The sequence below is a fragment of the Nocardia cyriacigeorgica genome, from assembly GCF_010858045.1.
Taxonomy (GTDB): Bacteria; Actinomycetota; Actinomycetes; order Mycobacteriales; family Mycobacteriaceae; genus Nocardia; species Nocardia cyriacigeorgica_E.
Genome location: NZ_JAAGVC010000004.1, coordinates 15,577 through 38,719, shown reverse-complemented (window position 1 = coordinate 38,719; position 23,143 = coordinate 15,577). Strand labels below are relative to the sequence as shown.

General features: G+C 70.4%; 1 protein-coding gene (cut by both window edges). It reads right to left on the bottom strand.

The whole window is internal to a non-ribosomal peptide synthase/polyketide synthase gene (locus GV790_RS05405) on the bottom strand: the coding sequence, 43,662 nt in all, runs 6,464 nt past the left edge and 14,055 nt past the right edge, and what appears here is coding positions 14,056-37,198 (codon 4,686, complete, through codon 12,400, partial); the first complete codon in reading order (the gene reads right to left) occupies positions 23,141-23,143. Both codon boundaries (start and stop) fall beyond the window edges.

Below are 23,143 nucleotides of genomic sequence, written 5' to 3'. Positions count from 1 at the left end.
CCACCGTCACGTCGAAGCCCGCGGAGATCACCTCGACGATCCGCTCGCGCAGTTCGCCTGCCCGCACAGCGACCGGCGTCAGATCCGGCACCGCCTGGTCGGCGGGCAGGATCACCTGATGTGCGGCGCCACCCTGTTCGGGGTAGACGGTGCGCAGGGTCTCGTGCCTGCCGACGACGTCGGCGACGGCCAGCTGCAATGCCGCCACATCGAGGTCGCCGCTCAACCGCACCGCGACCGGGATGTTGTTGACGGCCGAGGCGGTGTCGAACTGGTTGAGGAACCACATCCGCTGCTGGGCCAGCGACAACGGCACCTGCTCGGGACGCGGACCCGCCACCAGCGCGCGGCGGCCACCGGCCCCGGCATGCTGTTCGACCTTGACCGCGAGCCCGGCGACGGTGGACGCCTCGAACAACGTCCGCACCGGCACCCGCGCATCCAGCGCCGCCCCCAGTCGGGCCGCGACCTGGGTGGCCAGCAGCGAGTTACCGCCGAGGGCGAAGAAATCGTCGTCGGCGCCGACCCGCTGCACGCCGAGGACCTCGGCGAACACACCGGCCACGATCTCCTCGATCGGGGTCGACGGCGCACGGAACTCCTGCACCTCGAACTCCGGCTCCGGCAGCGCCTTGCGGTCGAGCTTGCCGTTGACGTTCAACGGCAGCGCGTCGAGCACCACGAAGGCCGCGGGCACCATGTACGACGGCAGCGCCGCCGCCAGCGCCGACTTCACCTGCGCCACATCGAGACCGCCGCGCTGCCGTTCCAACCCGACCTCGTCCACATGCGCGGCCACACCGGAGGCAGGCACCAGGTAGGCCACCAGACGATCGCCGGTGCGCGGATCGGACTTGGCCACCACCGCGGTCTGCGCGACCTCCGGCATGGCCAGCAGCGCCGCTTCGATCTCGCCGAGTTCGATGCGGAAACCGCGGATCTTCACCTGGAAGTCGGTGCGACCGCGGTACTCCAGCTCACCGGCGCGGTTCCAGGCCACCAGGTCACCGGTGCGGTACATGCGTTCACCGGTGCCGAACGGGTTGGCCACGAACCGTTCCGCGGACAGGTCCGCGCGGCCGAAGTAGCCGCGCGCCAGCTGAGCACCGGCCAGGTACAGCTCACCGGCCACACCGTCGGGCACCGGGTTCAGCCGGGCGTCCAGCACGTAGACCTGGCTGTTCCACTGCGGCACACCGATCGGCACCGAGGCGATATCGGCCGCGCCGACCCGGTGGGTGGTGATCGAGACCGCGGCCTCGGTGGGGCCGTACAGGTTGAACAGCTCGGTGCGCGGATGCGACTCGCGGAACCGCTGGGCCAGCGAACCGGGCAGCGCCTCACCGATGGCCAGCACCCGCCACAGCGAATCCGGCAGCTCACCGGTCAGCAGCGCGTCCAGCATGGACGGCACCACGTGCAGGGTGGTCACCCATTCGCGGGCCATCAGCTCGTTCAGGTACGCCGGGTCGCGATGGCCGTCGGGCGCGGCGATGACCAACCGGCCACCGCAGACCGCCGCCGACCAGAACTCCCACACCGACAGGTCGAAGGTCGCCGCGGTCTTCAGCAGCACCGCGTCCGCGGCGTCCAGCCCGAATTCGGCCACCTTGTACTGCAATTGGTTCGCGATCGCCGCATGCGGCACCGCGACACCCTTCGGGCGGCCGGTCGAACCGGAGGTGAAGATGACGTAGGCGGTGTGCTGCGGCAGCAGCGGCGCCACCCGATCGGCGTCGGTGACCGGCGCCTCGCTCAGCGCGGACAGGTCCAGCTCGTCCAGCGAGATGACCGGCGCCAGTTCGGAATCGAAGCCGGCGTCGGCGTTGGTCAGCACGCACACCGGTGCGGCCGTCTCCAGGATGTAGCCGGTGCGCTCGGCCGGCTGATCCGGATCCAGCGGCACATAGGCGCCACCGGACTTGGTCACCGCGTACATGGCGACCACCAGATCCACCGAACGCCGCAGCGCCAGCGCCACCCGCGACTCGGGGCCGACCCCGAGCGAGATCAGGTGCCGGGCAAGGCGGTTCACGCGGGAGTCGAGTTCACCGTAGGCGAGCTGGGCGCCGTCATCAGTGACCAGCGCGACCGACTTCGGCGCCGCCGCCACCGTGGCATCCAGCAGCGAGGCCAGCGTGGCCTCGGTGTCGACCCGCTGCTCGGTCGCATTGCGGCCCGCCACCAGACGGGTGCGCTCGGCGCTGTCGAGCAGTTCGATATCGCCGACCGGGGTGCGCGGCGCGGCGACGATCTCGCCGAGCAGGCGGGCGAAACGGTCCACGAAGCCCTGCACCGTGCCGTGATCGAACAGATCGGTGGCGTAGGTGAAGAAGCCGGTGATGCCGGCGGGCTCACCCGCGTCGCCGTAGCGGTCGGTGGCGATCAGGTGCAGATCGAACTGGGAGAGCTGGGTGTCGATATCCAGCCCCGACACCGCGAGGCCCGGCAGTTCCAGGCTGGCCTGAGCCAGGTTCTGGAACGACAGACCCACCTGGAACAGCGGATGCCGCGCGGTCGAGCGCACCGGGTTGAGCACCTCGACCAGGCGCTCGAACGGCACGTCGGCGTTGGCGAAGGCCTGGATGTCGATATCGCGCTGCCGGTTGAGCAGCTCGGTGAACGGCTCGCCTGCGTCCACGCGGGTGCGGAACACCAGTGTGTTGACGAACATGCCGATCAGGTCGTCGAGCACGGCCTCACCGCGACCGGCCATCGGGGTGCCGATGGCGATGTCGTCGGTGCCCGACAGCCGCGACAGCAGCACCGCGAGGGCGGTGTGCACGACCATGAACAGCGTCGCGCCCTCGGCACGGGCCAGTTCGATCAGCGCGCGGTGGGTGTCGGCGTCGACGTGCAGTTCCACCTTGCCGCCTGCGAAGGACTGCACGGCCGGACGCGGACGGTCCGACGGCAGATCCAGCTGATCGGGCAGCTCGGCGAGCGCGTCGGCCCAGTAGGCGACCTGCTTGGCGGCCAGCGACTTCGGATCGTTCTCGTCGCCGAGCAGCTCACGCTGCCAGATGCTGTAGTCGGCGTACTGCACCGCCAGCGGCGACCAGTTCGGCGCCTCGCCCACCGAGCGGGCGGCGTAGGCGGTCATCAGGTCCCTGGTCAGCGGGCCGACCGAGGACCCGTCGCCCGAGATGTGGTGCACGACCATGGCCAGCACGTATTCGCTGCGCGGCGCGCCGTTCTCGTCCGCGACCTGGAACAGTGCCAGGCGCATCGGCACCTCGGTGGTGACGTCGAAGATCGTCGAGGTCAGTTCCACCACGGCGGCTTCGATCTCGCCCGCCGGAATCACCCGTACATCCAGGCGCGGAATCGCCCGGTTCGGCGGCAGGATCACCTGCACCGGACCGCTGTCGTGCTGCGGGTAGACCGTGCGCAGGATCTCGTGCCTGGTGACCAGGTCCGCGATCGCCGCACGCAGCGCCGCGACGTCCAGATCGCCGCTCAACCGCACCGCGATCGGCACGTTGTAGGCGGCCGAATCGGTGTCGAAGCGGTTGAGGAACCACATCCGCTGCTGGGCCAGCGACAGCGGGATCTCCGCCGGACGCGGGGCCGCGACCAGCGCCTTACGCCCGCCCGCTTCGGCGTGCTGCTCCACCCGCACCGCGAGCGCGGCCACCGTGGACGCCTCGAACAGCAGCCGCACCGGCACCCGGGTGTCGAGCGCCTCGCCCAGCCGGGCCGCCACCTGGGTGGCCAGCAAAGAGTTGCCGCCCCAGGCGAAGAAGTCGTCGTCGAGGCCGAGCCGCTTGTCCTCCGAATCCGGCCGTTCCGCGATCCGCAGCACGTCGGCGAACACATTCGCCACGATCTGCTCGATCGGGGTCACCGGGGCGCGGAACACCGCCTTCTCGAAGGTGGGCTCCGGCAGGGCCTTGCGGTCCAGCTTGCCGTTGGCGTTCAACGGCAGCGCGTCGAGTTCGACCACCACCGACGGCACCATGTACGACGGCAGCTCCGCCGCCAGTGCCGCCTGCAACTGCCGCTGCTCGATCGCGCCGTCGGCGGACACCACGTAGGCGACGAGCCGGTCACCGATGTTCGGGTCGGTGTGCGCGAGCACCGCGGCGGCGGTGACGTTCGGCTGCCGCAGCAGCGCGGCCTCGATCTCGCCGAGTTCGATGCGGAAACCGCGGATCTTCACCTGGAAGTCGGTGCGGCCCCGGTATTCCAGCTCACCGTCGCTGTTCCAGGCCACCAGGTCACCCGTGCGGTACATGCGCTCGCCCGTGCCGAACGGATCGGCGACGAAGCGGTCGGCGGTCAGATCGGCGCGGCCGAAGTAGCCGCGCGCGAGCTGAGCACCCGCCAGGTACAGCTCACCGGACACGCCCACCGGCACCGGCCGCAGCCGGGCATCGAGCACGTAGACGCGGCTGTTCCATTCCGGGGCACCGATCGGCACCGACAGCTCGTCGGCCGTGCTGACGCGGTGGCTGGTGATCGACACCGCCGCCTCGGTCGGGCCGTACAGGTTGAACAGCGCGCTGTCGTTGCCTGCCAGGAACCGCTGCGCGGTCGCGGCGGGCAGCGCCTCACCGATGGCCAGCACCCGGCGCAGGCTCGCGGGCAGGTGCCCGCCGGACTCGGTGAGCAGCGCGTCCAGCATCGACGGCACCACATGCAGCGTGGTGACCTCGGTGCCGCGCATCAGTTCGTTGAGGTAGGACGGATCGCGGTGCCCGTCGGCGGTGGCGATCACCAGGCGCCCACCGCACACGGCGGCGGTCCAGAACTCCCACACCGACAGGTCGAAGGTCGCGGCCGTCTTCAGCAGGATCGCGTCGTCGGCGCCGAGCGCGTATTCGGCCGTCTCCCACAGCAACTGGTTGACGATCGCGCGGTGCGGCACCGCGACGCCCTTGGGCTGGCCGGTCGAACCGGAGGTGAAGATGACGTAGGCGGTGTGCGCCGCGGTCAGCTCCGTGCGCCGTTCGGCGGCGGTCACCGGTGTGGCGGCGACGCCGGACAGGTCCAGCTCGTCGATCCGCACGGCCTCGGCCGCATCGGTGCGGAAATCGTCGCGCGCGGTGGTCAGTACGCAGACCGGTGCCGCGGTGGCGAGGATGTAATCGGTGCGTTCGGCCGGCTGATCCGGGTCGATCGGCACATAGGCGGCGCCGGCCTTGGCGACGGCGTACATGGCGGTCACCAGATCGGCGCTGCGCCGGATGGCCAGCGCGACCCGGTCTTCCGGTCCGACACCGCGTCCGATGAGGTAGCGGGCCAGGCGGTTGACCTGGGCATCGAGCTCGGAATACGTCAGCCTCGCGAAGCGAGTCGATGAGGGGTGGTGGTCGGGCGACGGGTGGGCGACTTCGCGGATACCGGACGGCTCGTCGGCGACCAACGCCACGGCCTCCGGGGTGGCCGCGACGGTCGCATCCAGCAGCGACACCAGCGTGGCCGACGCATCGACCTCGTGCGCGGTGTCGTTCCACTCGGTGACGATGCGCTCGGTCTCCGCCGGCGCCAGCAGATCGATCTCGCCCACCGGCAGCGACGCGTCCTCGACCACGGCGTCGAGCACCCGCACGAAACGGTCGGCGAAGCTCTGCACCGTCGACTCGTCGAACAGGTCGATGGCGTAACCGAATTCGGTGATGATCTCGGCCGGCGTGCCGTCATCGGCGTACCGGTCGTACAGCGTGACGTGCAGATCGGTCTTGGCCAGCTGTGAATCGAAGTTCACCGCGCTCACCGAGAGGCCGGGCAGCTCGAAGGTGGTCTCGGCCAGGTTCTGGAACGACAGGCCCACCTGGAACAGCGGGTTGCGCGCGGTCGAGCGCACCGGGTTGAGCACCTCGACCAGGCGCTCGAACGGGACGTCGGCGTTGGCGAACGCCTCCAGGTCGCGTTCCTTCACATCGGCGAGCAGGTCGGTGAAGCGCGCGCCGGGCGTCACCGAGGTGCGGAACACCAGGGTGTTGACGAACATGCCGATCAGATCGTCGAGTTCGCGCTCACCGCGGCCGGCGATCGGGGTGCCGACGGCGATGTCATCGGTCCCCGACAGCCGCGACAGCAGCACCGCGAGCGCCGCGTGCACCACCATGAACAGCGAGGCGTTGTTGGCCCGCGCCAGTTCGTGCAGGCGGGCGTGCCGCTCGGGATCGATCTCGAACCGGATGGCCTTGCCGTGGAAGGACTGCGCGGGCGGGCGCGGCCGGTCGGCCGGCAGTTCCAGCTGATCGGGCAGATCGGCGAGAGTGTTCTTCCAGTACGCGACCTGCTTGGCGGCCAGCGACTCCGGATCGTCCTCGTCGCCGAGCACCGCGCGCTGCCACAGCGCGTAATCGGCGTACTGCACCGGCAGCGGCGCCCACTGCGGGGCGTCGCCGTGGACGCGGGCGACGTAGGCGGCCATGACGTCACGGGCCAGCGGGCCCATGGAGGAACCGTCGGCGGCCACGTGGTGCACGGTGAAGGCCAGCACATGGTCGTCGGTGGCGGCGCCGGTGTCGTCGGCGACGATGCGGAACAGCGCCACCGCAAGCGGCACCTCGACGGTGACGTCGAAGGTGGTCATGGCGAATTCGATGACCTTGGCGACCAGCTGCGATTCGGGCACCGCGATCACGGTCAGGTGCGGGGCGTGCCGCTCCGCCGAGCCGATCACCTGATGCGGACCCTCGGCCGAGCGCGGGTAGATGGTGCGCAGCACCTCGTGCCGGGCGAAGACGTCGCCGATGGCCTGTTCCAGCGCACCGACATCCAGGCGGCCCGACAGCCGCACCGCCAGCGGAATGTTGTCGACCGCTGAGGTCGCGGTGTCGAACTGGTTGAGGAACCAGTACCGCTGCTGGGCAGGCGAGAGCGGAATCCGCTCGGGCCGCTCCCCTGCCGTCAGTTCGGGGCGGGCCCGGCCGGAACCGGCGTTGCGCTCGACCCGGTTGGCCAGCGCGGCCACCGTGGACGCCTCGAACAGGTCGCGCACCGCCAGCTGGGTGTCCAGGGCCGCGCCGAGTCGCGCGGTGACCTGGGTGGCCAGCAGCGAGTTGCCGCCGAGGGCGAAGAAGTCGTCGTCCAGGCCGATCCTTGCCACGCCGAGCACATCGGCGAAGGTGCCGGCGACGATCTCCTCGATCGGGGTGGACGGCGCGCGGAACGCCTTGGCCTCGAACACCGGCGCTGGCAGCGCCTTGCGGTCCAGCTTGCCGGAGGCGTTGAGCGGGAACTGATCCAGCACCACGAAGGCCGTCGGCACCATGTAGGCGGGCAGTTCCGCGCCGAGCCGGGCGCGCACGCTCTCCAGGTCGATGCTCTGGCCCGCGGTGGCGACCAGGTAGCCGACCAACTGATCGCCGAGACGATCATCGGAGCGCACCAGCACGACCGCCTGGGCGATCTCGTCCAGCCCGGTCAGCGCGGCCTCGATCTCGCCGAGCTCGATGCGGAGGCCACGCAGCTTCACCTGGAAGTCGGTGCGGCCCAGGTACTCCAGCTCGCCGTTGCGCTTCCAGGCCACCAGGTCACCCGTGCGGTACATGCGCTCACCGGTGCCGAAGGGGTTGGCCACGAAGCGGTCCGCGGTCAGATCCGGGCGGGCCACATAGCCGCGCGCCAGCTGCACGCCGGCCAGATACAGCTCACCCGCGACGCCGGTGGGCACCGGGTTCAACCGGGCGTCCAGCACGTAGACCTGGGTGTTGAACACCGGCGCGCCGATCGGCACCGACACCGTGTCGGCCTCGGTCACCTCGTGGAAGGTGACGTCGACCGCGGCCTCGGTCGGGCCGTACAGGTTGTGCAGGCGGGCGCCGGTCAGTTCCTGCATCCGCTGCGCGGTGGCGGCGGGCAGGGCCTCACCCGAGGCGAAGACGTTGCGCAGGCTGGTGCATTCGTCCGCGCGTTCCTCGGCGACGAACACCGACAGCATCGACGGCACGAAGTGCGTGGTGGTGACCCGTTCGGCGGTGATGAGGTCGATCAGGTAGCCCGGATCGCGGTGCCCGTCCGGCTTGGCAACCACCAGGCGCGCGCCGACCTGCAAGGGCCAGAAGAACTCCCACACCGACACGTCGAAGGTGGACGGCGTCTTCTGCAACACCACATCGGTGGCGTCGAGCCCGTACGCCGACTGCATCCACACCAGACGGTTCACGATCGCGCCGTGCGAGACCGCCACACCCTTCGGACGACCGGTCGAACCGGAGGTGAAGATGACGTAGGCGGTATGCGTCGGCAGCAGCGGCGCGGTGCGCTCGGCATCGGTCACCGGTGCGGCCGAGTAGCCGGACAGGTCCAGTGCCTCGATCTCGAGCGCGGTGCGTTCACCGGCGTCGAATTCGTCGGCCGCGGTGGTGAGCACACACACCGGGTCTGCGGTGTCGAGGACGTAGCGGGTGCGGTCGGCCGGGTGATCGGGGTCCAGCGGCACATAGGCGCCACCGGCGACGGTCACCGCGTACATGCCGACGACCAGTTCGATCGAGCGGCGCATACCCAGCGCGACATGGGTGTCCGGGCCGACCCCGAGCGAGATCAGATGCCGGGCCAGGCGGTTCACGCGCGCGCTGAACTGGGCATAGGTGAGGGTCGTCGCGGCGAAGGTGAGCGCGGGGGCGTCCGGGGTGCGGACGGCCTGCGCCTCGAACATCGCCACCAGCGTCGCCGGGTCGGTCGCGGACGGGCTCGCCGGCAGAGCGGCGGGCACGTCGAAGCCGGTCGCGTTCCATTCCCGCACCAGCCGCTCGCGCTCGCCGGTGGCCAGCAGATCGGTATCGCCGATCGCGGACGCCGGTTCGGCCACGGCCGCACGCAGCAGCCGCAGCAGCCGCTCGGCCAGCGAGGCGACCGTATCGCGGTCGAACATATCGGTGGCATAAGCGAATTCGGCGCTCATACCGTCGGCAGCGTCGGTGAGGTTGAGATGCAGATCGAACTTCGCCGTCACCACATCCAGCGGCAGGCCCGCGACCTCGAGGCCGGGCAGCTCGAAGGTGGTCTCGCCGGTGTTCTGGAACGACAGCATCACCTGGAACAGCGGATGCCGCGCCTGCGAACGCGCCGGATTCAGGATCTCCACCAGCCGCTCGAACGGCAGATCCGCGTGCCCGAAGGCGGCGAGATCGGTTTCCCTGGTGCGGGCGAGCAACTCGGTGAACGGCTCGTCCTGGCGCACCTCGCTGCGCAGCACCAGGGTGTTGACGAACATGCCGATGGCGTCGTCGAGCGCGGCCTCACCACGGCCCGCGACGGCGGTGCCGATGGCGATGTCATCGCTGCCGGACAGGCGCGAGAGCAGCGCCGCGAAGGCCGCGTGCACCACCATGAACAGGCTGGCGCCGTGTGCGCGGGCCAGCGCGTCGAGTCCGCGCAGCAGTTCGGCGTCGATGCCGAACTCGTAGACCTCGCCACGGTTGGAGGCCACCGCCGGCCGGGAGCGGTCGGCGGGCAGATCCAGCTGCTCGGGCAGCCCGGCCAGCGTGTTCGACCAGAAGGCGACCTGCTGGGCGATCAGCGAGGACGGATCGTCCTCCGAACCGAGGGTGTCGCGCTGCCACAGCGCGAAGTCGGCGTACTGCACCGGCAGCGGCGCCCAGCCGGGCGCCTCGCCGCGGGTGCGGGCCGCGTAGGCCACCATCACGTCGCGGGCCAGCGGGCGCACCGACCAGCCGTCACCGGAGATGTGGTGCACCACGAACACCAGCACGTGGGTCTCGGGGCCGTCGCCGTCCAGCACGTGGAACAGCTCGGCGCGCACCGGCACCTCGGCGGTGACGTCGAAGCCGGTGAGCACCAATTCGCTGATGCGGTCGGTGATCTCGGCCTGCGGGACGTCGACCGGGGTGAGATCGAGGCGATGCTGCCCGGCGGGCAGCACCACCTGCACACCCTGACCGTCGGCGGTCTGCGGGTAGACCGTGCGCAGCACTTCGTGCCGGTCGATCACGTCCGCGACGGCCAGCGCCAGCGCCTCGGTGTCGAGAGCGCCGGTCAGCCGGACCGCGAGCGGGATGTTGTTGACCGCGGTCTGATTGTCGAAGCGGTTGAGGAACCACATGCGCTGCTGGGCCAGCGACAGCGGCACCTCGTCCGGACGCGGCCCGGCGACGAGCGCGCGACGGCTGCCGGTACCGGCATGCGATTCCAGCTTGGCGGCCAGCGCGGCCACCGACGGCGCCTCGAACAGGGTGCGCACCGGGACGCGGGTGTCGAGGGCGGCGCCGAGCCTGGCCACCACCTGGGTGGCGATCAGCGAGTTGCCGCCGAGATCGAAGAAGTCGTCGTCCAGGCCGACCTGGCGTTCACCGGGCAGGCCGAGCACCTCGGCGAAGGTGTTCGCGACGATCTCCTCCACCGGGGTCGACGGTGCGCGGAATTCGCGCGCCTCGAACTCCGGTTCCGGCAGCGCGCGCCGGTCCAGCTTGCCGTTCGGGTTGAGCGGCATGGCGTCGAGCACCACGATCGCGGCCGGGACCATGTAGGACGGCAGGCGACCGGACAGATGCGTGCGCAGCGCGTCGAGGTCGACGCTCGCGCCGCCCGCGGGCACCACATAGGCCACCAGGAGATCGCCGGTGCGGGCGTCGGAGCGGACCACCGCCACCGACTGGGCGACCGATTCGTGTGCGGTGAGCGCGTTCTCGATCTCACCGAGCTCGATGCGCAGACCGCGCAGCTTCACCTGGAAGTCGGTGCGGCCCAGGTAGGTGATGGCACCGTCGGCACCGCGGGTGACCAGGTCGCCGGTGCGGTACATGCGCTCGCCGGTACCGAAGGGGTTGGCCACGAACCGATCCGCGGTCAGGTCCGCACGGCCGACGTAGCCGCGGGCCAGCTGAGCGCCGGCCAGGTACAGCTCACCCGCCGCGCCCGGCACCACCGGGTGCAGGCGCGCGTCCAGGATGTAGGCCTTGGCATTCCACACCGGCAGGCCGATCGGCACCGCGCCGTCGACCTCGGCGGCGACCGGGGCGGCCGTGGCGTGCACGGTGAACTCGGTCGGGCCGTACAGGTTGTGCAGTTCGGCGGTGCTCACCCGGCGGATCGCCTCGACCGCGTCGCTGGTGAACGCCTCACCGGCGACGAACAGCAACCGCAGCGAGGTGAGTTCGTCGGCGGACACACTGCCGGCGAAGACCGTCAGCATGGACGGCACGAACGAGGTCATGGTGACGCGTTCGGCGGCGATCACCTCGGCCAGGTACTGCGGGTCGCGATGCCCGTCCGGGCTCGCGATCACCATGCGGCCGCCGGTCGACAGCGGTCCGAACAGCTCCCACACCGACACGTCGAAGGTGGCGGGGGTCTTGAACAGCACCACGTCGTCGGTGCCGATGCCGTATTCGCCGGTGATCCAGCGGATCTGGTTCACCACGGCCGCGTGCGGCACGGCCACGCCCTTGGGACGTCCGGTCGATCCGGAGGTGAAGATGACGTAGGCCGGATGCTGTGGGCGCAGCGGCGCGAGCCGCTCGGCATCGGTCACCGGGGTGGCGTCGACGCCGGACAGATCCAGCTCGTCGAGCACGATCGTGGACAGACCGGTGGCGTCGAAACCGTCGCGCGTAGTGGTCAGCACGCAGACCGGCGCGGCCGTATCGAGCACGTAGTCGATGCGCTCGGCCGGCTGGTCGAGGTCCAGCGGCACGTATCCGCCGCCGGCTTCGTGCACCGCGTACATGGCCACAACCAGATCCACCGAGCGCCGCAGGCCGAGGGCGACCAGGCGCTCCGGGCCGACACCCACGCTGATCAGGTGGCGGGCCAGGCGATGCACCCGCTCACCGAATTCGGCGTAGCTCAGCGACATTCCGCTCGCCGGATCGACCAGCGCGACGGCGTCCGGGGTGGCGGCGGCCTGCGCGGCGAACTCGGCGACCAGGGTGCTCACGGCGCCGAGATCGTGGGCCGTCTCGTTCCAGGCGCGCAGCGCGCGGTCGGTTTCCCGGGCGTCGAGCAGATCGATATCGCCGACGGCGCGGTCGGGTTCGGCGGCCACGGCGGCGAGCAGCCGGTTGAAGCGGCGGCCGAACTGGGCCATGGTGGCCGCGTCGAACAGGTCGGTGGCGTAGATCAGCTCGGCGGTGATGCCGCCGTTCTCGCCGTTCTCCGACAGCACCAGTTGCAGATCGAACTTGGCCACGTCGATCGGCAGATCGACGCCGCTGACCGTCAGGCCGGGCAGTTCCAGGCTGTTCTGGCCGGTGTTCTGGAACGACAGCATCACCTGGAACAGCGGATGCCGCGCCTGCGAACGCGCCGGGTTCAGGATCTCCACCAGCCGCTCGAACGGCAGATCCGCGTGCCCGAAGGCCGCGATATCGGTGGAGCGGACGGTGCGCAGCAGATCGGTGAAGGTGTCGCCGCCATCGACCTCGGTGCGCAGCACCAGGGTGTTGACGAACATGCCGATCAGATCGTCGAGCGCACGCTCACCGCGGCCGGCGACCGGCGTGCCGATGGCGATATCGCCCTCACCGGACAGCCGCGACAGCAGTACCGCCAGCGCCGCGTGGGTGACCATGAACAGCGTCGCGCCGCGGGTCCGCGCCAGCTCGGTGAGCGCCGCATGGGTCTGCGCATCGATCTCGAAGACCTCGGTGGCGCCCTGGCCGGAAGCGACGGCCGGGCGCGGCCGGTCGGCGGGCAGGTCGAGCTGCTCGGGCAGCCCGCGCAGGGTCCGGGTCCAGAAGTCGATCTGCTCGGCGATCACCGATTCCGGATCGTCCTCGGAGCCGAGCACCTCGCGCTGCCACAGCGCGAAGTCGGCGTACTGCACCTCCAGCGGACGCCAGGCCGGCTCGCCGCCCTCGACGCGAGCGCCGTAGGCGGTCATCACATCGCGGGTCAGCGGGCCCATGGAGAAGCCGTCGGCCGAAATGTGGTGCACCACAAGGGCGAGCACGTGTTCGGTCGGGCTGATCTCGAACAGCCGGGCCCGGAACGGCACCTCGGAGGTGACGTCGAATCCGGTGCGCACCAGTTCGGCGACGCGGGCGGGCAGCTCGGCTTCGGTCACCTCGACCGGGCTCAGGTCCGGGATCACCTTCGCGGTGGGCACGGCCTGCTGGTAGGCGGTGCCGTCGACCTCGGGATAGAAGGTGCGCAGCGATTCGTGGCGGGCCAGCACATCGGCGACCGCGATCTGCAGGGCCTGCCGGTCGAGCAGACCGGACAGCCGCACCGCGGCCGGGATGTTGTCGACCGCCGATTCGGGATCGAACCGGTTGAGGAACCACATCCGCTGCTGGGCCAGCGACAGCGGCACCAGCTCGGGCCGCTGCTGCGGCACCAGCGCGGCGCGCGCACCGGCACCCGCCCGGGATTCGGCCCTTGCGGCCAGCGCGGCGACCGTGGACGCCTCGAACAGTTCGCGCACGCCGAGATCGGTGTCGAGCGCGGCCGAGAGCCGGGCGGCGACCTGGGTGGCGCTCAGCGAGTTGCCGCCGAGGGCGAAGAAGTCGTCGTCCAGGCCCACCCGGTCCAGGCCGAGCACATCGGCGAAGGTGGTGGCCACGATCTCTTCCACCGGCGTGGTCGGTGCGCGGAACACCGCGGCCTCGAACACCGGCGCGGGCAGTGCCTTGCGGTCCAACTTGCCGGAGGCATTGAGCGGGAACTCGTCGAGCACCATCACCACGGCCGGAACCATGTAGGCGGGCAGCTGCCGTCCCAGTTCCTCGCGCAGCGCCTCGGTGTCGACCGGAACACCCGGCGTGGCGACCACATAGGCCACCAGCTGATCGCCGGTGTGCTGATCGCCGCGGACCACCACGACCGACTGGGCGACTTCGTCGAGCCCGTTCAGCGCGGCCTCGATCTCGCCGAGCTCGATGCGCAGACCGCGCAGCTTCACCTGGAAGTCGGTGCGGCCCAGGTACTCCAGCTCGCCGTCGGCGGTCCAGGCCACCAGGTCGCCGGTGCGGTACATGCGTTCGGCGGTGCCGAACGGGTTGGCCACGAAGCGGTCGCTGGTCAGGTCCGGGCGGGCCACGTAACCGCGCGCCAGCTGGGTGCCCGCGAGGTACAGCTCACCCGCCACGCCGACCGGCACCGGCCGCAGCCGCGCGTCCAGCACGTAGACCTGGGTGTTGTAGACCGGCGCACCGATCGGCACGGTGTCGGTGTCGGCGTCGGTGACCTCGTGGAAGGTGACGTCGACCGCGGCCTCGGTCGGGCCGTACAGGTTGTGCAGCGCCGCACCGGTCAGCTCACGCAGGCGATGCGCGGGCTTGGGCGAGAGCGCTTCGCCGGAGGCGAACACCATGCGCAGCGAATCACACTGCGCGGCCGCCGCGTCGGCGACGAACACGGCCAGCATGGACGGCACGAAGTGAGTGACGGTGACGCCCTCGGCTGTGATGATCTCGGCCAGGTAGGCCGGATCGCGATGCCCGTCCGGCTTGGCGACCACCAGGCGCGCGCCGATCTGCAAGGGCCAGAAGAACTCCCACACCGACACGTCGAAGGTCGCCGGCGTTTTCTGCAACACCACATCGGAGGCGTCCAGCTGATAGGCCGACTGCATCCACACCAGACGGTTCACGATCGCGCCGTGCGAAACCGCCACGCCCTTCGGGCGGCCGGTCGAACCGGAGGTGAAGATGACGTAGGCGGTGTTCGACGGCCGCAGCGGGGCGCGCCGCTCGGCATCGGTGATCGGTCCGTCGGTGTAGCCGGACAGATCCAGCAGGTCGATGCGCACCTGCGCGGTGTCGATATCGAGATCGTCACCCGAGGTGAGCACACAGACCGGATCGGCCGTGGCCAGAATGTATTCCGTGCGCTCGGCCGGATGATCCGGGTCCAGCGGCACATACGCGCCACCGGCCACGCTGACGGCGTACATGCCGACCACCAGGTCGATGGAGCGCCGCATACCAAGCGCCACATACGACTCCGCGCCCACACCGCGTTCGATCAGCCAGCGGGCCAGCAGGTTCACCCGGGAGGCGAACTCCGCGTAGGACAGAGTCGTCCCCTCGAAGCTGACGGCGGGCGCGTCCGGGGTGCGCGCGACCTGCGCCTCGAACATCGAGACCAGCGTCGCGGTGTCGTCGACCGCGTGCGCGGTGTCGTTCCAGCCGGAGACCACCAGTTCACGTTCGGCGGCATCGAGCAGCTCGATCTCGCCCGCCGCGACGGCGGGTTCGGCGGTGATGGTGCCCAGCACCCGGATCAGTCGATCGGCGATGCGCCGCACCGTCTGCTCGTCGAACAGATCGCGCAGGTAACCGGCACGAATCCGCAGCTTGCTATCGAGCTGAGCGATCAACGTCAGCGGATAGTGCGTGGCGTCGGCCGCGTCCAACCCGGTGACGGCCATACCGTCGATATCGGCAGCCTGCGCCTGAATCCCCTCGGCATCAACGGGATACGACTCGAACACCACAAGCGTGTCGAAGAGCCCACCGATTCCGGCCGCGGACTGAATCTCGGCCAAGCCCACATAGTGGTGGTCCAGCAGGTCCGCTTGCTCACCCTGAGTCCGGACCAGCACATCGCGTACAGATTCGGAAGCATCGAACCGAACGCGAACCGGGACGGTATTAATGAACAAACCAGCCATCGACTCGACGCCGGCGAGCTGCGCCGGGCGGCCCGAGACGGTGGTGCCGAACAGCACGTCGTCGTTGCCGGTCATCCGGCCGACCAGGATCGCCCACGCGACCTGGAGCACGGTGTTCGCTGTGACGCCGAGCTCGGCGGCCAGCGCCGTCATCCGCGCGGTCGTCGCCTCATCCAGCTCGAACAGGTACTCACCCGACAGCGAGGTGATCTCGCGGCCGGCGTCCGGACGGGCGAGCAGCGTCGGCTCGCTGATACCGCGCAGCGCCTCGGTCCACGTCGCGAGCGAGGCGGCGTGATCCTGCTGGGCGACCCATTCCAGGAAGTGCTTGTAGGAACGCACCGCGGGCAGCGCGTTCACATCGGCGTGCACCGCGTACAGCACCAGCAGGTCCTGCATGAGCAGCGGCATCGACCAGCCGTCGAGCAGGATGTGGTGGTTGGACACCACGAACTGCCAGCGCGCGCCGCCCTCGGCGGTGGCGTCGGCCACCTGGATCAGGGTGAACCGGATCAGCGGTGGTTCGGCCAGATCGAAGCGCCGCATGCGGTCGGCGTCGATCAGGTCGGTGGCATCACCGGTCTCGGTGCGGTCGTACTCGGACCAGTCCACGCGGACGCTGTCGAGCACCACCTGCACCGGGTTGCCGTCGTGATCGGAGACGAACGCGGTGCGCAGGTTCTCGTAGCGGTCCACCAGCGCCTGCGCGGCGGCGCGCAGCCGGTCGGCGTCGACCCGGCCGGTCAGCGTCAGCACCGCCTGCGCGGTGTAGACGTCCACCGAATCGGCGGCGAGCCTGGCGTGGAACAGCAGACCCGACTGCAGCGCCGACAGCGGCCACACATCGGTGAGCGCCGGGAAACGCTGCTCCCAGCCGTCGATATCGCGCTGCTCGGTGCGCACCAGCGCGAAGTCGGACGGTGTGTGCCCGCCCGCGCCGGTCGAATTGGCGTGCCGGGCAACCGCTTCCAGCGCGGTCACCCACAGTTCGGCGAACTCGCGCACCGACGCGGCGTCCAGCAGGGTGGACGGGTAGCCGATATTGGCGGTGAGCTTGTCGCCGACCACGATGGCGTTGACGTCCAGCGGCGCCATCGCGGGCATATCCGCGTCGTAGGCGCCACCGAGCGAACCGAGTTCGGGAGCGGGAATCCAGCCGAAACCGCGCAGCGATTCCGGCACGTCGCCGTCGGAAACCCGGCCCAGGTAGTTGAAGCTGATCTGGCCGGGCAGCTCATTCGGCAGTTCGGCGGCGGTGTCGGTGTTCAGGTAGCGCAGCAGGCCATAGCCGATGCCCTTGTCCGGCACCGCGAGCAGCTGCTCCTTGACCGCCTTGAGCGCGGCGCCCAGCGCGGGACCACCGGCCAGCGCACCGTCGATATCGATGCCGCGCAGGTCGAAACGCACCGGGAAGATCGCGGTGAACCAGCCGACGGTGCGGGACAGATCGGCGCCGGCGACGATGTCTTCCTCGCGGCCGTGGCCTTCCAGCCGGATCAGCAGCGAGTCGTCGGGCCGCACCCCGCGGGTGCGCCGCGACCGCCAGACCGCGGTGGCCAGCGCCAGCGCGGTGAGCAGACCATCGTTGACGCCGCCGTGGAACAGCGCGGGCACGGTGGTGAGCAGGGCCTTGGTGACCTCTGGCGATACCTCGACCTGATGCTTCTCGATGACGCCGGAGGTGTCCACCGCCGGATCCATCGGACGCTCGGTCAGCAGCGGGTCGGCCACACCGACCACCGAACGCCAGTAGTCGAGTTCGGCGACCCGCTCCGGGTTGCGCGCCTCCCGTTCGAGGGCGTGCGCCCAGGCCCGCATCGACGTCGCGGGCGCCACCAGCTCCGGTTCCTGACCGGCGGTGAGCTGGCCCCAGGCGGCGACGAAATCGGGCACCAGGATGCGCCAGGACACGCCGTCGACCACCAGGTGATGGGCGACGACGATGAGCCGGCCCGCGCGGTCGGCGCGGTCGGGTTCCAGCCAGACGAACCGGACCACCACACCGGTGGCGGGGTCGAGCCGGTTCAGCGAGGCGTCCAGCGCGGTGGCGGCCAGGTCGAACAGCTGCGCGTCGTCGACGTCGGCGGAGAACACCGTGTGGTCGATGAGCGCGTCCACGTCGACGGTGCCCGGCGCCGCGGTCTGCACGACCCAGTCACCGGCGGAGCGGCGCAGGCTCGCGCGCAGCATGTCGTGCCGGTCGATGACGGCGCCGACGGTGGCGGCGATACCGGCCCGGTCGATGCCGACCGGAAGTTCCAGCGCAAGCGTCTGATTGAACCGGCCGAACGAACCGCGCCGCTGCGCCATGAACCGCACCACCGGGGTGAGCGGCATGGTGCCGACACCACCGCCGGGCAGCTCCTCCAGCGCTGGCGCGGCGGTCGCGGTGCCGTCGGTGGTCTCGGCGACCGCGGCCAGACCGGCCACGGTGCGCTGTTCGAAGACGTGGCGCGGGGTGAACACGACACCGCGCGCCTTGGCCCGCGACACCAGCTGAATGGAGACGATGCTGTCGCCGCCGAGCGCGAAGAACGAATCGTCCACGCCGACCCGCTGCACGCCGAGCACCTCGGCGAAGACCTCCGCGATGGTCTGCTCGACCGGCGTGCGCGGGGCCCGGAACACCACCTCGGTGGCGAAGACCGGCTCCGGCAGTGCCTTGCGGTCCAGCTTGCCGACCGGGGTCAGCGGTACCCGGTCGATCACCATGATCGACGAGGGCACCATGTAGGCGGGCAGCCGGTCCTCGACGTGCGCCGTCAACGTCGCCACATCGATCGAACGACCCTGCGCCGCCACCACATACGACACCAGCGAGACCGCGCCCGCGGCGTTCTTGTGCCCGATGGTGACCGCGAAGTCGACGGTCTCGTGCGAGGCCAGCGCCGCGTCGATCTCACCGAGCTCGATGCGGAAACCGCGCACCTTCACCTGGAAGTCGGAGCGGCCGACGTACTCGACCTCGCCGGTACGCGTCCAGCGGACGACGTCACCGGTGCGGTACATCCGCTCACCGTCGCCGTAGGGGTTGGCCACGAACCGGTCGGCCGTCAGCCCCGGACGCGCGTGGTAGCCGCGCGCCAACTGCACGCCCGACAGATAGAGCTCACCCGCGACACCCACCGGCACCGGCCTGAGCTGGGCGTCCAGGATCAGCGACCGCATACCGCGGATCGGACCGCCGATGGTCACCGTCTCGCCCGGCACCAGCGGATCGCTGATGTTGGTCATGATGGTGGTCTCGGTGGGGCCGTAGCCGTTGTGGAAGTGGCGCACCTCGCCGGACTCGCCGTCCAGCGGCACCGCCCACTTGGCCACCAGTTCCGGCGGGCAGGCCTCACCACCGGCGACCAGCACCCGCAGGGTGTCCAGGCCGCTCGGATCGAAGGTGGCCAGCGCGGCCGGGGTGATGAAGGCGTGGGTGACCCGCTCGGTGCGGATCAGTTCCGACAGCTCCTCGCCGCCGTACACACCGGGCGGTACCACGACCAGCGCACCGCCCGCACCGATCGCGAGCAGCAGCTCGAGGATCGAGGCGTCGAAGCTGGGCGAGGCGAAATGCAGTGCGCGCGCATCGGAGTCGAGCGCGTAGCGCTGGATCTGCTCGGCACTGAAGTTCGCCAGGCCGCTGTGGGTGACCACGACGCCCTTGGGGACGCCGGTGGAGCCGGAGGTGTAGATGACGTAGGCCGGATGCTGCGGCCGCACCGGGCGCACCCGGTCGGCGTCGGTGATCGGGCCACCGTCGAACCCGTCCAGGTCCAGATCGTCGAGCACCAGCCAGCGCGCCGATTCCGGTAGCCCCTCGCGCACCGAGGCCACGGTGAGGCCGACCGGCGAACCGGAGTCGGTGACCATGTGCGCGATGCGCTCGGCCGGGTAGTTCGGGTCGACCGGCACGAACGCCGCGCCGGTCTTGGCGACAGCCCAGGCCGCGAACACCGAATCCGCCGAACGCGGAACGCCGACGGCGACAAGGTCTTCGGCGCCGATGCCCTCGGCGATCAGCAGGCGGGCCAGGCGGTTGGAACGCTCGTCCAGCTCGCCGTAGGACAGAGTTGTCCCCTCGAACACCACCGCGGGCGCCTTCGGGTCGCGTGCGGCGGCCTCGGCCAGCAGATCGGCCAGCACCCGCGGCGCCACCGCGGGCGCACCGGTGCGCGAGACCAGATCGGCGCGTTCGGCGGCATCGAGGACGTCGATGGCCCCGACGCTGATCGAGGCGTCGGCGGCGATCGCCTCGAGCACCCGCCGCCAGCGCGCCGCGATCTCGGCCACCGTGGCCTCGTCGAACAGCTCGGTGGCGTAGGTCAGCGCCAACGCCATGCCCGCGCCGGATTCACCGTGCTCGGAGAGCGTGAACTGGAGATCGAACCGGGCGACGTTTTCTTCCAGATCCAGCGCCGACACCGACAGCCCCGGCAGTTCCAGGCTGGTGCGGTCGAGGTTCTGGAACGCCAGCATCACCTGGAACAGCGGGTTGCGGGCCTGCGAACGCTCCGGCGCCAGCAGTTCCACCAGCCGCTCGAACGGCACATCGGCATTGCCGTAGGCGTCCAGATCGGTGCGGCGCACCCGATCCAGCAGCTCGGTGAACGTTTCGGCCGGGTCGATGCCGGTGCGCAGCACCAGCGTGTTGACGAACATGCCGACCAGGTCGTCGAGGGCCTGTTCGCCGCGGCCGGCGATGGGGGTGCCGACGGCGACGTCATCGCTGCCGGACAGCCGCGACAGCAGCACCGTCAGCGCGCCGTGCATGACCATGAACAGCGAGGCGCCGCTGCGGCGGGCCACCTCGTCCAGTGCGGCCACCAGGTCGCCGGGCAGTTCGGTGTGCAGGGTGGCGCCGCGCAGCGAGGCGACCGCCGGACGCGGCCGGTCGGTCGGCAGGGCCAGCTCGTCGGGGATGCCGTCGAGCGCGCGCTGCCAGTAGGCGACCTGGCGGGCCATCAGCGACTGCGGATCGTCCTCGGAGCCGAGCACCTCGCGCTGCCACAGCGCGAAATCGGCGTACTGCACCGACAGCGGCTCCCAGCCGGGGGCGCTGTCCTGGATGCGGGCGCTGTAGGCCAGCATCACGTCGCGGGTGAGCGGGCCCATCGAGAAGCCGTCAGCGGCGATGTGGTGCACCACCACGACCAGCACTTGCTCGTCGGCGCCGACCTGGTACAGCCGGGCACGCAGCGGAACCTGTTCGGCCACATCGAATCCGGTGGACACGAACGCGGTGACGGTCTCGAGCAGCTCACCGGCGTCGACCGGAACCGGGTTCAGATCCAGATGGATCTGCTCGGCGGGCACGATCACCTGGACCGGGCTGCCGCCGTGCTCGGGGTAGCGGGTGCGCAGCGATTCGTGCCTGCGCACCACATCGGCCATCGCCAGGCGCAGCGCCTCCGCATCGAGCGCACCGGACAGCCGCAGCGCGATCGGCAGGTTGTAGGCGGCCGAGGTGGTGTCGTACTTGTTCAGGAACCACATGCGCTGCTGCGCGAACGACAGCGGCACGGTTTCGCCGGTGGCGCGCGGACGCGCCGTCAGCCTGGTCCTGGCCTCGGTGCCGGTATGCGATTCCACCCGCGCGGCCAGCGATTCCACCGTCGACGCCTCGAACAGCGTGCGCACCGGCACCGTGGTGCCCAGCGCCGCGCCGATCCGGGAGACCACCCGGGTGGCGATCAGCGAGTTGCCGCCCAGGTCGAAGAAATCGTCGTCGACGCCGACCCGCGGCAGGTCGAGCACCTCGGCGAACACCGCGGCCACCGTCTCCTGCACCGGGGTGACGGGGGCGCGGAACGCCCTGGCCTGCACGGCCGGTGCGGGTAGCGCGCGGCGATCCAGCTTCCCGTTGACGGTCAGCGGAATCCATTCCAGCCGCACCACGGCCGAGGGAACCATGTAGGCGGGCAGCAGCTCGGCCGCGCCCTCACGCACCTGGTCCAGGTTCGGGGCGGTATCCGGCTCCGACACCACATAGGCGACGATCCGCTGGTCGCCCGGCTGGTCCTCGCGCACGATGACCGCGGCCTGGGCGATGCCCGGCTGGGCCAGCACGGCGGATTCGATCTCGCCGAGCTCGATGCGGAAACCGCGCACCTTCACCTGATCGTCGGCGCGACCGAGGTATTCGAGTTCGCCGAAGCGATTCCAGCGCGCCAGGTCGCCGGAGCGGTATAGTCGCGAGCCCGTGCCCTCGCCGAGCGGATTGGCCACGAACCGCGCCGCCGACAGATCCGGGCGGCCGAGGTAGCCGCGCGCCAACTGCGGTCCGGCCACATACATTTCGCCCGCAACGCCGACCGGCACCGGCCGCAACCGGTTGTCCAGCACGAACACCTGCAGTCCGGCGATGGCCCGGCCGACGACGCTACCGGCGGCCCCGGCGATGGTCGCCGCGTCCAGCGCACGGTAAGACACGTGCACCGTGGTCTCGGTGATGCCATACATGTTGACCAGCAGCGGCGCCGTATCGCCGTGCCGGGCAACCCAATCCGAGAGGCGGCGCAGTTCCAGCGCCTCACCGCCGAACACTACGTACCGCAGCGACAGCGGCGTGGCGTCCTGGGCATTGCGGTCGGCCTCGGCCAGCTGATAGAAGGCCGACGGCGTCTGGTTGAGCACCGTCACCTTCTCCGCGCGCAGCAGTTCCAGGAACTGTTCGGGCGAGCGCGAGGTGTAGTAGTCGACGACGATCAGGGTGCCGCCGAACAGCAGCGGACCCCACAGCTCCCACACCGAGAAGTCGAAGGCGTAGGAGTGGAACAGCGTCCAGACATCGTCCGGGCCGAAACCGAAATCTCGGTCGGTATTGGCGAACAGCCGCACCACATTCCGGTGGGCCACCGCGACACCCTTGGGGCGTCCGGTGGAACCGGAGGTGTAGATGACGTAGGCGACGTGATCGGGGTGCAGCGGGGCGCGGCGGTCGGCGTCGGTGATCGGCGCGTCGTCGGCGTCCTCCACATTGCCGGCTTCCACGGCGAACCCGTCCAGCACCACGCTCGGTAGGTGCTCGGGCACCGTCACCTGAACCGTCGAGTCGATGATCACGCTGGTCGGAGCGGCATCGGAGAGCACGTAGGCGATGCGGTCGGCCGGGTAGGCCGGGTCCACGGGCACATAACCGGCGCCGGTCTTGACCACCGCGAGCAGCGCGACCACCAGATCCAGCGACCGCGGCAGGATCACCGCGACCAGCGACTCCGGACCGGCGCCGTCGGCGATCAGCCTGCGCGCCAGCACATTCGCGCGCCGATCGAGTTCGGCGTAGGTGAGGGTGTCGGCGCCGAAGCGGGCCGCGATCCGATGCGGGTGCGCGGCCGCTGCGGCGTCGAACAGGGACGACAGGGTGGCGTCGGCGTCGCCGAAGATGCCGGTGCCGGTCTCGGTGGCGAGCGCATCGGCGCCCGAGGAGACCCACCGCTGCGACACATCGAGCCGCTCGGCTTCACCCAGCAGGTCGATATCGCCGACGGCGACCGAGGCGTCCTCGGCGGCACCGCGCAGGATGCGCACCAGCCGGTCGGCGAACGCGGAGACGGTCTCCGGGTCGAACAGGTCGGTGGCGTAGTTCCACGACAGCGACAGGCCGCCGTCACCGATCTC